Genomic DNA, 13591 nt, shown 5'->3' on the forward strand with positions numbered 1-13591 from the left:
CACGCCGCGGCCACGCTGGACATCCGCGCCGGCCATGTGGCCCTGCGCGTGCTGCACGACGATTCCGCCGTCACCGGGGTCCTGCTGGGCAGCGTGGACGGCTACGGAATCATCAACGCGCCCGCGGTGATCCTGGCCTCGGGAGGGCTCGGGCACCTCTACGGCGCGACCACCAATCCCGAGGGCTCCACCGGTGACGGGATCGCGCTGGCCCTGTGGGCCGGCGTCGCGGTCAGCGACCTGGAGTTCATCCAGTTCCACCCGACGATGCTCTTCGGCGGGGCCGGCGGGCGGCGTCCGCTGGTTACCGAGGCCATCCGCGGTGAGGGCGCGATACTCCTTGACCGACAAGGCAATTCGGTGACGGCCGGTGTTCACCCGATGGGCGATCTGGCCCCGCGTGACGTCGTCGCCGCGGCCATCGACACCCGGCTGAAGGCCACCGGCGACCCGTGCGTCTTCCTGGACGCGCGCGGCATCGAAGGCTTCGCCACCCGGTTTCCGACCGTGACCGCCGCGTGCCGCGCCGCAGGCATCGACCCCGTCCGCCAGCCCATCCCGGTCGTCCCGGGGGCGCACTACAGCTGCGGCGGCGTCGTCACCGATGTGCACGGCCAAACGGAACTGCCCGGCCTGTTCGCCGCCGGCGAGGTGGCCCGCACCGGACTGCACGGCGCCAATCGGCTGGCGTCCAACAGCCTGCTCGAGGGTCTGGTGGTCGGTGGCCGCGCCGGGAAAGCCGCGGCCGCGCACGCGATGGCGGCGGGGCGCGTCAGGGCCGTCGAGCCCGAGCCCATCGCCCACACCGCCCCGGAACGCGGCGCTTTGCAGGCCGCGATGAGCCGCGACGCCTCGGTCGTGCGCGACGCCGCCGGGCTGCAGCGCTTGTCCGACACCCTGTCTGGGGCGCGGGTGCGCCGCATCGCCGGCCGTCGCGACTTCGAGGACGTCGCGCTGGCCGTGGCCGCCCGCGCGGTGACCAGCGCGGCCCTCGCCCGCACCGAGAGCCGGGGCTGCCACCATCGCGCGGAGTATCCCGACCCCGCACCCGAACAGGGCCGCAGCAGCGTGCTGCGGCTGGCCGACGACCAGAACTCGGTGCTGGTGGAAGCGCTGGCGGCGGTGGGCTGATGATGCTGCCCGAAGAACGAAGCGCCGCTCAAGACACCATCCGGCGCGGTCTGGAAGAGGACCTGCGCTACGGGCCCGACATCACCACGCTCGCGACGGTGCCCGCCGGTGCGGTGGCCACGGCGTCGATGGTGCCCCGGGAGCCGGGCGTGATCGCCGGCGTCGAGGTCGCGCTGCTGGTTCTCGACGCGGTCCTCGCCGGCGGCTACGAAGTGGTGCACAGCGTCGAGGACGGCGCCCGGCTGCAGCCGGGCGAGCCGGTGCTGACGGTGCGCGCGGACACCCGAGGCCTGCTGACCGCCGAGCGGACCATGCTGAATCTCGTGTGCCACCTGTCGGGCATCGCCACCACGACGGCGGCCTGGGTCGAGGCGGTGGAGGGCACGAAAGCGAAGGTCCGCGACACCCGCAAGACGCTGCCCGGGCTGCGTGCGCTGCAGAAGTACGCGGTGCGGCTCGGCGGCGGCGTCAACCACCGGATGGGCCTGGGGGACGCGGCGCTGATCAAGGACAACCACGTGGTGGCCGCCGGCTCGGTGGTGGACGCGCTGCGCGCCGTGCGCGACGCGGCGCCGGATCTGCCGTGCGAGGTGGAGGTGGACTCCCTCGAACAGCTGGACGAGGTGCTGGGCGAAAAGCCGGAACTGGTGCTGCTGGACAACTTTCCGGTCTGGCAGACACAGATGGCCGTGCAGCGTCGCGACGCGCGCGCCCCAGCCGTGCTGCTCGAGTCCTCGGGCGGGCTCACCCTGGAAAACGCCGCCACCTACGCGGCAACCGGGGTGGACTACCTGGCCGTCGGCGCGCTGACCCACTCGGTGCGCGCGCTCGACGTCGGCCTGGACATGTAGTTCTCGACAACGAGTGTGCGTCCAGGGCGCTCCCCGTCGGCGTGTCGCCGCCGTGAGCGCACACTCGACGGCGCCCCCGAAAGCGCCTCAGGCGATGTCGCCGACGAAAACGCCGATCCGCCGCAGCTGCATGCGGGCCATCCGCGGCAGACGTTCGGCGTCGGGGCCCTCGGTGCCGGCCGGCAGGATCCGCGGATTGGTGATGTGCACCACGCGGTTGCGGCTGAACTGCACGTCGGCCTCGCCGGCCGCCAGGACGTTCTTGACCCAGTTCGTCTTGCCGTGGCCCAGCGCGATCGCCAGCACGTTCCCCTTGCGGTAGGGGGTGATGATCGTCTCGTACGGCGTGCCTGAGGTGCGGCCCCGATGCTTGATGGTCGCCGTGCCGGGCAAAAAGCGGGCGATCGGCTTGACCGCCGGGTTGAAGTACTTGATCTGGAAGCGCTCGAACCAGGGCGGGAACACCATCGGGACGCCCGGGGCGTTATTGGGGTGATCCTTCGCGGACATGACAACTCCCTGAGTTGTGGGGGGCTTACCCGGGCACTGTACCGGTCGGATATCGACTTGAGTTCCTCTGGGACAATGGAGGCAATGAGTACCGCTTCAGCACCCGTGATGGCCCGCATCGACCTGCGGGGCGCCGAGCTGACGGCTGCCCGATTGCGGACCGCGCTCCCGCGGGGCGGCGCCGACGTGGAAAGCGTGCTGCCCAAGGTGCGGCCGATCGTCCAGGCCGTCGCCGAGCGCGGCGCCGAGGCGGCGCTGGAGTTCGGGGCGTCGTTCGACGGTGTGCGGCCCGCGGCGGTCCGGGTGCCCGAAGCCGCGCTTCAGGCGGCGCTGGCCGGGTTGGAGCCCGACGTCGTGGACGCCCTGCGGGTGATGATCGACCGCACCCGCGCGGTACACGCCGACCAGCGCCGTGCCGACGTCACCACCACGCTCGGCCCGGGCGCGACGGTCACCGAGCGCTGGGTGCCGGTCGAACGGGTGGGCCTGTACGTGCCCGGGGGCAACGCGGTGTACCCGTCCAGCGTGGTGATGAACGTGGTGCCCGCGCAGGCCGCCGGCGTCGACTCCCTGGTGGTGGCCAGCCCGCCGCAGGCCCGCTATGACGGACTGCCGCACCCGACGATCCTCGCCGCCGCCCGGCTGCTCGGGGTCGACGAGGTGTGGGCCGTCGGTGGTGCGCAGGCGGTGGCGCTGCTGGCCTACGGCGGCGCCGACACGGACGGTTCCGAGCTGGCGCCCGTCGACCTGATCACGGGGCCGGGCAACATCTACGTCACCGCCGCGAAGCGGCTGTGCCGCTCGCGCGTCGGCATCGACGCCGAGGCCGGGCCCACCGAGATCGCCATCCTCGCCGACCACACCGCCGATCCGGCGCACGTGGCCGCCGACCTGATCAGCCAGGCCGAGCACGACGAGATGGCGGGCAGCGTGCTGGTCACCCCGAGCGAGGACCTGGCCACCGCGACCGACGCCGAGGTGGCCGCCCAGCTGCGCACCACGGTGCATCGTGACCGGGTGAGCGCCGCGCTGGGCGGCCGGCAGTCGGCGATCATCCTGGTCGACGATCTCGACGCAGGCATCCAGGTGGTCAACGCCTACGCCGCCGAGCACCTGGAGATCCAGACCGCCGACGCGCCGGAGGTCGCCGGGCGAATACGTTCGGCCGGAGCCATTTTCGTCGGTCCGTACTCGCCGGTGAGCCTCGGCGACTACTGCGCGGGATCCAATCACGTGCTGCCGACGGCGGGCTCCGCCCGGCATTCCAGCGGCCTGTCGGTGCAGACCTTCCTGCGCGGCATTCACGTCGTCGACTACACCGAGGCCGCCCTCAAGGACGTCTCGGGACACGTGGTCACGCTGGCCAAGGCCGAAGACCTGCCCGCACACGGCGAGGCGATCCGGCGGAGGTTCGAGCGATGACGGAGAACCCCACGCTGGACGACCTGCCGCTGCGGGACGACCTCCGCGGCAAATCACCTTACGGCGCACCGCAATTGGCCGTACCGGTGCGGCTGAACACCAACGAGAACCCACACCCGCCCAGCGGGGCTCTGGTGGACGATGTGGTGCGATCGGTGGCCGAGGCGGCCGCCGACCTGCACCGCTACCCCGATCGCGACGCGGTGGACCTGCGTCGCGATCTCGCCGGCTACCTCACCGCGCAGACCGGCGTGCAACTCGGTGTGGAAAACGTTTGGGCGGCAAACGGATCCAACGAGATCCTGCAACAGTTGCTGCAGGCATTCGGCGGGCCCGGGCGCACCGCGATCGGGTTCGCCCCGTCCTACTCGATGCACCCGATCATCGCCGGCGCCACCCGTACGGAATGGCTGGAGGGTGTCCGCGCCGACGACTTCAGCCTCGACGTTGACAGGGCGGTCGCCGCCGTCGCCGAACATCAACCCGACGTGGTCTTCATCGCCAGCCCGAACAACCCGTCGGGGCAGAGCGTTTCGCTGCCGGCGCTGCGGCGGCTGCTCGACGCGGTGCCCGGGATCTTGATCGTCGACGAGGCCTACGGTGAGTTCTCCTCCGAGCCCAGTGCGGTCGGACTGGTGCGGGAGTATCCGACCAAGCTCATCGTCACCCGCACCATGAGCAAGGCGTTCGCCTTCGCCGGGGGGCGGCTCGGCTACCTGATCGCCACGCCCGCGGTGATCGACGCGATGCTGCTGGTCCGGCTGCCGTATCACCTGTCGTCGGTCACGCAGGCCGCGGCCCGGGCCGCGCTGCGGCACGCCGACGACACCCTGAGTAGCGTCGCGGCGCTGATCGCCGAACGCGAACGGGTCACAACGGCCCTGACCGGCATGGGTTTTCGAGTGATTCCCAGCGATGCGAACTTCGTGCTGTTCGGCCAATTCGCCGACGCCCCGGCCGCCTGGCAGCGCTACCTGGACGCCGGCGTATTGATCCGCGACGTCGGGATTGCCGGCTACCTGCGCGCCACTACGGGACTGGCCGAAGAGAACGATGCGTTCCTGCGGGCCAGCGCCCGGATCGCCGCCACCGAATTGGCACCAGCCACCCCAGTAGGAGCCCCGTGACCACTCTTGCGACTCGGCGCGCGCGTATCGAGCGTCGCACCAAGGAATCCGACATCGTCATCGAGCTCGATCTCGACGGCACCGGGCAGGTCCACGTCGACACCGGTGTGCCGTTCTACGACCACATGCTCACGGCGCTGGGCACCCACGCCAGCTTCGACCTGAGCGTGCGCACCAAGGGCGACGTCGAGATCGAGGGCCACCACACCATCGAGGACACCGCGATCGCGCTGGGGCAGGCGCTCGGCCAGGCTTTGGGCGACAAGCGGGGCATCCGCCGGTTCGGCGACGCCTTCATTCCGATGGACGAGACGCTGGCCCACGCCGTGGTCGACGTGTCCGGCCGGCCCTACTGCGTGCACACCGGTGAGCCGGATCACCTGCGGCACACAACCATTGCGGGCAGTTCGGTGCCGTACCACACCGTGATCAACCGGCACGTGTTCGAGTCGCTGGCCATGAACGCCCGCATCGCGCTGCACGTGCGCGTCCTGTACGGGCGCGACCCGCACCACGTCACCGAGGCGCAGTACAAGGCGGTGGCGCGTGCGTTGCGTCAGGCCGTCGAGCCCGATCCCCGGGTGTCGGACGTGCCGTCCACCAAAGGTGTTCTGTGACAAAACCATCCGTCGTCGTCCTGGATTACGGCTCGGGCAACCTACGGTCGGCACAGCGCGCGCTCGAGCGGGCGGGCGCGTCGGTCGAGGTGACCGCCGACGCCGATGCGGCGGCCGCCGCCGACGGGCTGGTGGTGCCCGGGGTCGGCGCCTTCGAGGCCTGCATGACCGGCCTGCGCAGAGTCAAGGGGGACCGCATCATCGCCGACCGCGTCGCCGCCGGGCGCCCGGTGCTGGGCGTCTGCGTGGGCATGCAGATCCTGTTCGCCGGCGGCGTCGAATTCGGTGTGCAGACAACGGGTTGCGGCCAGTGGCCGGGCGAGGTCACCCGGCTGGATGCCCCGGTGATCCCGCACATGGGATGGAACGTTGTCGACGCCGGTGCGGGCAGCACCCTGTTCAAGGGGCTGGACGCCGACACCCGCTTCTACTTCGTGCACTCCTACGCCGCGCAGCGCTGGGAGGGTTCGCCGGAGGCCGTGCTCACCTGGGCCACCCACCGGGTGCCCTTCCTAGCCGCCGTCGAGCTGGGTCCGCTGTCGGCCACGCAATTTCACCCCGAAAAGAGTGGGGATGCGGGTGCGGCCGTGCTGCGCAACTGGATTGAGGCACTGTGACGAGCGGCTTGGGAGGGAATGTGTTGATCTTGTTGCCGGCGGTCGACGTGGTCGAAGGCCGCGCCGTGCGGCTGGTCCAGGGCAAGGCGGGCAGCGAGACCGAATACGGCTCGGCGCTGGACGCGGCGCTGAACTGGCAGCGCGACGGGGCGGAATGGATCCACCTGGTCGACCTGGACGCGGCGTTCGGGCGGGGCTCGAACCGCGAACTGCTGGCCGAGGTGGTGGGCAAGCTCGACGTGCAGGTGGAGCTGTCGGGCGGGATCCGGGACGACGACTCGCTGGCCGCGGCGCTGGCCACCGGCTGCGCCCGGGTCAACCTGGGCACGGCGGCCTTGGAGAACCCCCAGTGGTGTGCCCGCGCCATCGCCGAGCACGGCGAGAAGGTCGCCGTCGGGCTCGACGTGCAAATCGACAAAACCAGGCCAGCGGGGCAACACCGACTGCGCGGGCGCGGCTGGGAGACCGACGGCGGCGACCTGTGGGAGGTGCTGGAACGCCTTGACGGCGAAGGATGTTCGCGCTTCGTCGTCACCGACGTCACCAAGGACGGCACGCTGGGCGGCCCCAACCTCGACCTGCTGGCCGCCGTCGCCGACCGCACCGAGGCCCCGGTGATCGCCTCCGGCGGCGTGTCCAGCCTGGACGACCTGCGCGCGATCGCGACCCTCACCGACCGCGGGGTCGAGGGCGCCATCGTGGGCAAAGCCCTCTACGCCGGGCGGTTCACCCTGCCGCAGGCGCTGGCAGCGGTTGCGGGGTAGGGCCGTGACGGACCTGGACGCGTTGGTGGAGCAGGCGTCGGCGATCCTCGACGATGCCACCGAGCCGTTCGTCGCCGGCCACCGCGCAGATTCGGCGGTCCAGAAGAAGGGCAACGACTTCGCCACCGACGTGGATCTGGCGATCGAGCGGCAGGTGGTCGGCGCGCTGACGGAGGCGACCGGAATCGGCGTGCACGGCGAGGAATTCGGCGGCACCGACGTCGACTCCGAATGGGTGTGGGTGCTCGACCCCGTCGACGGCACGTTCAACTACGCGGCCGGATCGCCGATGGCGGGGATCCTGCTGGGCCTGCTGCACCGCGGCGACCCGGTCGCCGGGTTGACTTGGCTGCCCTTCGTCGACCAGCGCTACACCGCGGTGGTGGACGGTCCGTTGATGAAAAACGGTGTCGCGCAGCCCCCGCTGGCCGACATCGACCTGGCCGACGCCCTGATCGGCGCCGGCTCGTTCAGCGCCGACGCGCGGGGCCGGTTCCCCGGGCGGTACCGCATCGCCGTGCTAGAGAACCTGAGCCGCGTGTCGTCGCGGCTGCGGATGCACGGGTCCACCGGACTCGACCTGGCCTACGTCGCCGACGGAGTCCTCGGTGGCTCGATCAGTTTCGGCGGCCACGTGTGGGACCACGCCGCCGGCGTCGCGCTGGTGCGGGCGGCGGGCGGTGTCGTGACCGACATCCGCGGTGAGCCGTGGAGCCCCGCGTCGGATTCCGCACTGGCCGCGGGACCCCGCGCACACGCCGAGATACTCGAAATCCTGCGCAGCACGGGCCGTCCGGAGGACTTCTGAGATGTCGCACGCCAATGGCCTTGCGGTGCGGGTGATTCCGTGCCTGGACGTCGATGCCGGGCGAGTCGTCAAGGGGGTCAACTTCGAAAACCTGCGGGATGCGGGCGATCCCGTCGAGCTCGCCGCCGCCTACGACGCCGAGGGTGCCGACGAGCTGACCTTTCTCGACGTCACCGCCTCGTCGTCGGGCCGCGCCACCATGCTCGACGTGGTGCGCCGCACGGCCGAACAGGTTTTCATTCCGCTGACCGTCGGCGGCGGGGTTCGCACGGTGGCCGACGTCGACGTCTTGCTGCGCGCGGGGGCCGACAAGGTCTCGATCAACACCGCCGCGATCGCTCGGCCCGACCTACTGGAAGAAATGGCGCGGCAGTTCGGCTCGCAATGCATCGTGCTGTCGGTCGACGCCCGCACGGTTCCGCCGGAATCGGTGCCGACGCCGTCCGGTTGGGAGGTCACCACCCACGGCGGGCGCCGCGGGACCGGGATCGATGCCGTCGAATGGGCTTCCCGCGGCGCCGATCTGGGCGTGGGGGAGATCCTGCTGAACTCGATGGACGCCGACGGCACCAAGGCCGGGTTCGACCTGCCGATGCTGCAGGCGGTGCGCTCGGCGGTCACGGTGCCGGTGATCGCCAGCGGTGGCGCCGGCGCGGCTGAACACTTCGCGCCCGCCGTCGCCGCCGGGGCCGATGCGGTGTTGGCGGCCAGCGTCTTTCACTTCCGGGAGTTGACCATCGGTCAGGTGAAGGCCGCGATGGCCGCCGAAGGGATCACCGTGCGATGACGCTGGACCCACGGATCGCCGCGCGGCTGAAGCGCAACGCCGACGGCCTGTTCACCGCCGTCGTGCAGGAACGCGGCACGGGCGACGTGCTGATGGTCGCCTGGATGGACGACGCGGCGCTGGCCCGCACCCTGGAAACCCGTGAGGCGACCTATTATTCGCGGTCCCGCGGCGAGCAGTGGGTCAAGGGCGCGACGTCCGGCCACACCCAGCGCGTGCACTCGGTGCGGCTGGATTGCGACGGCGACACCGTGCTGCTGACGGTCGACCAGGTGGGCGCCGCCTGCCACACCGGCGACCACAGCTGCTTCGACGCCGACGTGCTGCTGGAACCGGAGACATAGGTTGCTGCGGCCCGAGCGGGCACCCAGGCGTTAAATCGCGGTGCGACGCCGCAGCCGGGCGGCGGCCAGGAATTCGACCCAGGACACCACGTCGGAGTGCTGCCTGAGCAGGGCGCGTCGCTGGCGTTCGGTCATGCCGCCCCAGACTCCCCACTCGACCTGGTTTTCGAGCGCGTCGGCGCCGCACTCCAGGATTACCGGGCAGTGCCGGCAGATCGTCGCGGCCCTTCTCTGGGCGGCGCCGCGAACGAACATCTCGTCCGGGTCGCCGGTGCGACAGCGTGCTTTGGAAACCCAGCCGTCGCGATCCTCAGTCCGCACACTGCGCAGATGGTTTCGAATCGGACCGTCGATGCCGCTTTCTGCGGCGGTTCGGGTAGCTGACATCGCTTCCCCCTTTGCTCCGGCCGCGCTGAGAGTTCAGCGTTCGGATATCTGGCTGTCTTGGTTTTCTACGGCCCGAGCCCGTGTAAACACGAGGCGAATGTTGCGACCGTATGAAACGCCGTTGGGCAAACGTAGGGGCTTTGGTCGCAGACATCCGAGGACCTTCGGCTCAAGGACGTCGCGGCAACGCCGTCGCCGGGCCGGGAGAATCACGACCGAGGTCCGAAGTCGCCCGATCGCGAGCCGTGGATGAGAATGGCGGTCGATGTTGAGACGGGTGTCGTGGACCGCGGTCGTGCCGCTGCTTGCCGTCGCCGTGCTGGCCGTGATCTGGGGCGAGAAGCTGGGCCCGGCGATGGTCGCGCTGACGGCGGCATTGCTCATCGGAGCCGTGCTGGCCGCGGTGCACCACGCGGAGGTGGTCGCGGCCCGGGTCGGTGAGCCGTTCGGCTCGCTGGTGCTCGCGGCCGCGGTGACGGTGATCGAGGTGGCGCTCATCGTCTCGCTGATGGCGTCCGGGGGCAACGAGGCCGCCACCCTGGCCCGGGACACCGTGTTCGCGGCGGCGATGATCACCACCAACGGCATCGCGGGGCTGTCGCTGCTGCTCGGCTCGCGGCGCTACGGCGTGACGCTGTTCAACGCCGAGGGCAGCGGCGCCGCGCTGGCCACCGTCACCACGCTGGCGACGCTGAGCCTGGTGCTGCCCGCGTTCACCACCAGCCAAGTGGGCAGGGAGTTCTCTCCGGGCCAACTGACGTTCGCGGCGGTGGCGTCGTTGCTGGTCTATCTGGTCTTCGCCTTCACCCAGACGGTGCGCCACCGCGACTTCTTCCTGCCCGTCGCGCAGAAGGGCCAGAAGAAGCGGCTGTTCGAGGATGAAAGCCATGCCGAGCCGCCGAGCCGCGGCGCCGCGCTCGGGAGTCTGGGGCTGCTGCTGGTCGCCCTCGTCGCGGTGGTGGGACTGGCCGAGGAGGAATCGCCGGCGGTCGAGCGTGCCGTGACCGCGGTCGGATTTCCGCAGTCATTCGTCGGCGTGGTGATCGCCGCGCTGGTGCTGCTGCCGGAGACCCTGGCGGCCGCGCGCACGGCGCGCCAGGGCCGCATCCAGACCAGCCTCAACCTGGCGTACGGCTCGGCGATGGCCAGCATCGGGCTCACCATCCCGGCGATCGCGCTGGCCTCCATCTGGCTCAAGGGACCGTTGGTGCTCGGGCTGGGCCCCATTCAGCTGGTGCTGCTGGCGCTGACCGTCGTGATCAGCATGCTGACGGTCGTTCCCGGGCGCGCCACCAGGCTGCAGGGGGAGCTGCATCTGGTGCTGCTCGCCGCCTACGTTTTCCTGGCGATCAGCCCGTAGGCGCCGACCGGCTGCGCAGTGTCTCCAACGCCTTGTCGGCGTGGGTGTCCATGCTGAACTCGCTGGAAATCACGTTGAGCACCGTGCGATCGGTGTCGATGACGAACGTGGTTCGCTTGACCGGCAGCAGCTTGCTGAGCAGGCCACGCTTGACGCCGAACTGCGCGGCAACGGTGCCCTCGGTGTCCGACAGCAGCGGGTAGTCGAACTTCTGCATGTCGGCGAACTTGGCCTGCTTCTGCACGGGATCGGCACTGATGCCGACCCGATTGGCGCCCACGGCGGCGAATTCCGCTGCCAGGTCCCGGAAATGGCAGGCCTCCTTGGTGCAGCCCGGTGTCATCGCGGCGGGGTAGAAGAACAGCACCACCGGTCCGCTGGAGAGCAACTCGCTGAGCTTGCGCGGCGTCCCCGTCTGATCGGGAAGTTCGAAGTCCGCGACGGTGTCACCAGTTTTCATGCCGCGAGCGTAACGCCACCGCGAATCTCGAGGCTGGAAAGCGCAGCCACGTTACGCTCGCGAACCCCCACCGCCCATCTGCGAGGATGGTTCGGTGCAAGCCCACCTCGCCGCGACGACCTCACGAGAGGATTTCCGTCAGCTCGCAGCCGAGCACCGCGTGGTTCCGGTGACCCGCAAGGTGCTGGCCGACAGCGAGACGCCGCTATCGGCCTACCGCAAGCTCGCCGCCAATCGCCCGGGCACGTTCCTGCTGGAATCCGCCGAGCACGGCCGATCCTGGTCGCGCTGGTCGTTCATCGGCGCGGGTGCGCCGTCGGCGCTGACCGTCCGCGACGGGGAAGCGGTCTGGCTGGGCGCCGTGCCGCAGGACGCGCCCACCGGCGGCGACCCGTTGCACGCGCTGCGGGCCACCCTCGAGCTGCTGGCCACCGCCGCCCCCCACGACATCAAGCCCGGGCTGCCGCCGCTGTCCGGCGGCATGGTCGGTTTGTTCGCCTACGACATGGTGCGGCGGCTGGAGCGCCTGCCCGAGCTGGCCGTCGACGACCTGCATCTGCCGGACATGCTGCTGTTGCTGGCCACCGACGTGGCCGCGGTCGACCACCACGAGGGCACCATCACGCTGATCGCCAACGCGGTGAACTGGAACGGCACCGACGAGCGGGTCGACGAGGCCTACGACGACGCGGTCGCGCGCCTGGACGTGATGACCTCGGCGCTCGGCCAGCCGCTGCCTTCGACGGTCGCCACGTTCGACCGGCCCGAGCCGCGGTACCGCTCGCAGCGCACCGTCGAGGAGTACGGGAAGATCGTCGACTACCTCGTCGAGCAGATCGCGGCGGGCGAAGCCTTCCAGGTCGTCCCCTCCCAGCGCTTCGAGATGGACACCGACGTCGACCCGATCGACGTGTACCGGATGCTGCGGGTCACCAACCCGAGCCCGTACATGTACCTGCTGCACGTCCCGAACGGCATTGGCGGGACGGACTTTTCGGTCGTCGGTTCCAGCCCGGAGGCGCTGGTCACCGTCCACGACGGCTGGGCGACGACGCACCCGATCGCGGGAACCCGGTGGCGCGGGCAGACCGACGAAGAGGATCAGCTGCTGGAGAAGGAACTGCTCGCCGACGAGAAGGAGCGCGCCGAGCACCTGATGCTGGTGGACCTTGGCCGCAACGACCTCGGCCGGGTCTGCGCCCCGGGCACCGTGCGCGTCGAGGACTACAGCCACATCGAGCGCTACAGCCACGTCATGCACCTGGTGTCGACGGTGACCGGGATGCTCGCCGAGGGCCGGACCGCGCTGGATGCGGTCACGGCCTGCTTCCCGGCCGGCACGCTGTCGGGCGCACCGAAGGTGCGGGCCATGGAGCTCATCGAGGAGGTGGAGAAGACACGTCGCGGCCTCTACGGCGGCGTGGTCGGCTACCTCGACTTCGCCGGCAACGCCGACTTCGCGATCGCCATCCGCACCGCACTGATGCGCGGCGGCACCGCCTATGTGCAGGCCGGCGGCGGGGTGGTGGCCGACTCGAACGGTCCGTACGAGTACACCGAGGCCGCCAACAAGGCGCGCGCGGTGCTCAACGCGATCGCCGCCGCCGAGACGTTGACCGCGCCGGAGACCGGCCGCCATGACTGAGACGCGCCCGGCTCGGCGGGCCCGGATGGTCGTCGGGGTCGCCCAGGTGTTGCTGGTGGGATCCGCGGCGGCGCTGTGGGCGGCGTCCCGGTTGCCGTGGGTGGTGATCCGGTCGTTCGACGGGCTGAGTCCGCCGCGCGAGGTGACGCTGTCCGGCGCGTCGTGGTCGACGGCGCTGTTGCCGCTGGCGGTGCTCATGCTGGCGACGGCCGTGGCGGCGATCGCGGTTCGCGGCTGGCCGCTGCGCGTGCTGGCGGGGCTGCTGGCGCTGGCCAGCCTGGCGGTCGGATACCTCGGGGTCAGTTTGTGGGTGCTGCCGGACGTGGCCGTGCGCGGGGCCGATCTGGCGCACGTTGCGCTGACGTCGCTGGTGGGCAGCGAGCGACGCTATTGGGGGGCGGGCATCGCGGTGGCCGCGGCGGCGTGCACCCTGATCGCGGCCGTCCTGTTGCTTCGGTCGGCCGGCGATTCCGGGTCGGCCAGGTTGAGCGCGGAAAAGTATGCGGCGCCCGCGACGCGCCGCTCAAATGCGCTACGCGAGGACACCGATGGCGCGATGCTGGAGAAGCCGGAGACGCCGGAAATGTCGGAGCGGATGATCTGGGACGCGCTTGACGAGGGCGCTGACCCAACGCGGGACCCCACCGATCGGCCGCACGGGTCGGACACCGAGGGTCGGTGACGGGTCGCAAGCCGAGGGCCGCTACCCTTCATTCACGTCGTCGCGATCGGCTGGAGTTCGTCAGGAGGCCGTGGGGTGG

General features: G+C 70.7%; 16 protein-coding genes. 13 read left to right on the top strand and 3 right to left on the bottom strand.

What is annotated here, in order from left to right; genetic code table 11:
* Both nadB and nadC read left to right on the top strand, forming a co-directional pair.
* A partial coding sequence (nadB, locus tag A5697_RS14250; RefSeq protein ID WP_068011057.1) for an L-aspartate oxidase occupies positions 1–1131 on the top strand: 1131 nt, incomplete at its 5' end.
* Positions 1131–1982 (top strand): carboxylating nicotinate-nucleotide diphosphorylase, encoded by an 852-nt coding sequence (gene nadC / locus A5697_RS14255; protein ID WP_197501004.1) that lies wholly within the window; start codon positions 1131–1133, stop codon positions 1980–1982. The genes nadB and nadC, both read left to right, overlap by 1 nt.
* 87 nt (positions 1983–2069) lie before the next feature.
* Here nadC and A5697_RS14260 read toward each other — a convergent pair whose 3' ends face one another.
* Positions 2070–2492, bottom strand: coding sequence for a nitroreductase family deazaflavin-dependent oxidoreductase (locus tag A5697_RS14260; protein ID WP_067951139.1), 423 nt, complete (start codon positions 2490–2492; stop codon positions 2070–2072).
* A gap of 105 nt (positions 2493–2597) precedes the next feature.
* Here A5697_RS14260 and hisD point away from each other — a divergent pair, with 105 nt between their 5' ends.
* From hisD to hisI, 8 genes are read left to right on the top strand one after another with little or no spacing between them, the layout of a single operon-like run.
* Positions 2598–3914, top strand: coding sequence for a histidinol dehydrogenase (gene hisD, locus A5697_RS14265; protein WP_197501009.1), 1317 nt, complete (start codon positions 2598–2600; stop codon positions 3912–3914).
* The gene (locus A5697_RS14270; RefSeq protein WP_068011064.1) at positions 3911–5041 is read left to right on the top strand and encodes a histidinol-phosphate transaminase; all 1131 of its coding nucleotides are present in this window, start codon (positions 3911–3913) and stop codon (positions 5039–5041) included. Before hisD ends, A5697_RS14270 begins: the two co-directional genes overlap by 4 nt.
* The gene (gene hisB, locus A5697_RS14275; protein WP_067951144.1) at positions 5038–5658 is read left to right on the top strand and encodes an imidazoleglycerol-phosphate dehydratase HisB; all 621 of its coding nucleotides are present in this window, start codon (positions 5038–5040) and stop codon (positions 5656–5658) included. The genes A5697_RS14270 and hisB overlap by 4 nt, the downstream gene beginning before the upstream one ends.
* On the top strand, positions 5655–6275 hold the full coding sequence (gene hisH / locus A5697_RS14280; protein ID WP_068011066.1) for an imidazole glycerol phosphate synthase subunit HisH: 621 nt from the start codon (positions 5655–5657) through the stop codon (positions 6273–6275). Before hisB ends, hisH begins: the two co-directional genes overlap by 4 nt.
* Before the next feature lie 20 nt (positions 6276–6295).
* A complete protein-coding gene (priA, locus tag A5697_RS14285) occupies positions 6296–7039 on the top strand; it encodes a bifunctional 1-(5-phosphoribosyl)-5-((5-phosphoribosylamino)methylideneamino)imidazole-4-carboxamide isomerase/phosphoribosylanthranilate isomerase PriA (protein WP_067951148.1) in 744 nt (247 codons plus the stop codon).
* 4 nt (positions 7040–7043) lie between these two features.
* Complete coding sequence (locus A5697_RS14290) at positions 7044–7847, top strand: inositol monophosphatase (RefSeq protein ID WP_068011068.1); 804 nt, start codon at positions 7044–7046, stop codon at positions 7845–7847.
* Between the two features lies 1 nt (position 7848).
* Positions 7849–8634 carry an imidazole glycerol phosphate synthase subunit HisF gene (gene hisF / locus A5697_RS14295; RefSeq protein WP_067951154.1) on the top strand — a complete coding sequence of 262 codons (786 nt, stop codon included), beginning with the start codon at positions 7849–7851 and terminating at the stop codon, positions 8632–8634.
* A complete protein-coding gene (gene hisI / locus A5697_RS14300; protein WP_067951156.1) occupies positions 8631–8978 on the top strand; it encodes a phosphoribosyl-AMP cyclohydrolase in 348 nt (115 codons plus the stop codon). The genes hisF and hisI overlap by 4 nt, the downstream gene beginning before the upstream one ends.
* 30 nt (positions 8979–9008) lie before the next feature.
* On the opposite strand, the gene A5697_RS14305 is transcribed toward hisI, so the two are convergent.
* Positions 9009–9365: a WhiB family transcriptional regulator gene (locus A5697_RS14305; RefSeq protein WP_067951158.1), complete on the bottom strand. Its 357-nt coding sequence runs from the start codon at positions 9363–9365 to the stop codon at positions 9009–9011.
* 265 nt (positions 9366–9630) lie between these two features.
* Here A5697_RS14305 and A5697_RS14310 point away from each other — a divergent pair, with 265 nt between their 5' ends.
* Positions 9631–10725, top strand: coding sequence for a calcium:proton antiporter (locus A5697_RS14310; protein WP_068011070.1), 1095 nt, complete (start codon positions 9631–9633; stop codon positions 10723–10725).
* Here the strand turns inward: A5697_RS14310 and A5697_RS14315 are convergent.
* Positions 10715–11185, bottom strand: coding sequence for a peroxiredoxin (locus A5697_RS14315; RefSeq protein ID WP_067951161.1), 471 nt, complete (start codon positions 11183–11185; stop codon positions 10715–10717). The genes A5697_RS14310 and A5697_RS14315 overlap by 11 nt on opposite strands.
* Before the next feature lie 94 nt (positions 11186–11279).
* Between A5697_RS14315 and A5697_RS14320 the strand changes: the two genes are divergently transcribed.
* Together A5697_RS14320 and A5697_RS14325 are read left to right on the top strand one after the other, a co-directional pair.
* A complete protein-coding gene (locus A5697_RS14320) occupies positions 11280–12830 on the top strand; it encodes an anthranilate synthase component I (RefSeq protein ID WP_067951163.1) in 1551 nt (516 codons plus the stop codon).
* Positions 12823–13512 (top strand): TIGR02234 family membrane protein, encoded by a 690-nt coding sequence (locus A5697_RS14325; protein WP_068011072.1) that lies wholly within the window; start codon positions 12823–12825, stop codon positions 13510–13512. Before A5697_RS14320 ends, A5697_RS14325 begins: the two co-directional genes overlap by 8 nt.
* The last annotated feature ends 79 nt before the right edge of the window (positions 13513–13591 follow it).

The sequence above is a fragment of the Mycobacterium sp. E3251 genome (genome assembly GCF_001666835.1).
In the GTDB taxonomy this organism is placed as follows: domain Bacteria; phylum Actinomycetota; class Actinomycetes; order Mycobacteriales; family Mycobacteriaceae; genus Mycobacterium.

Coding starts and splice junctions, on each gene's coding strand:
- A5697_RS14310 (WP_068011070.1), top strand. CDS start 9,631: ATGTTGAGACGGGTGTCGTGGACCGCGGTCGTGCCGCTGCTTGCCGTC.
- A5697_RS14260 (WP_067951139.1), bottom strand. CDS start 2,492: ATGTCCGCGAAGGATCACCCCAATAACGCCCCGGGCGTCCCGATGGTG.
- hisF (WP_067951154.1), top strand. CDS start 7,849: ATGTCGCACGCCAATGGCCTTGCGGTGCGGGTGATTCCGTGCCTGGAC.
- A5697_RS14305 (WP_067951158.1), bottom strand. CDS start 9,365: ATGTCAGCTACCCGAACCGCCGCAGAAAGCGGCATCGACGGTCCGATT.
- A5697_RS14325 (WP_068011072.1), top strand. CDS start 12,823: ATGACTGAGACGCGCCCGGCTCGGCGGGCCCGGATGGTCGTCGGGGTC.
- A5697_RS14315 (WP_067951161.1), bottom strand. CDS start 11,185: ATGAAAACTGGTGACACCGTCGCGGACTTCGAACTTCCCGATCAGACG.
- hisI (WP_067951156.1), top strand. CDS start 8,631: ATGACGCTGGACCCACGGATCGCCGCGCGGCTGAAGCGCAACGCCGAC.
- nadC (WP_197501004.1), top strand. CDS start 1,131: ATGATGCTGCCCGAAGAACGAAGCGCCGCTCAAGACACCATCCGGCGC.
- A5697_RS14270 (WP_068011064.1), top strand. CDS start 3,911: ATGACGGAGAACCCCACGCTGGACGACCTGCCGCTGCGGGACGACCTC.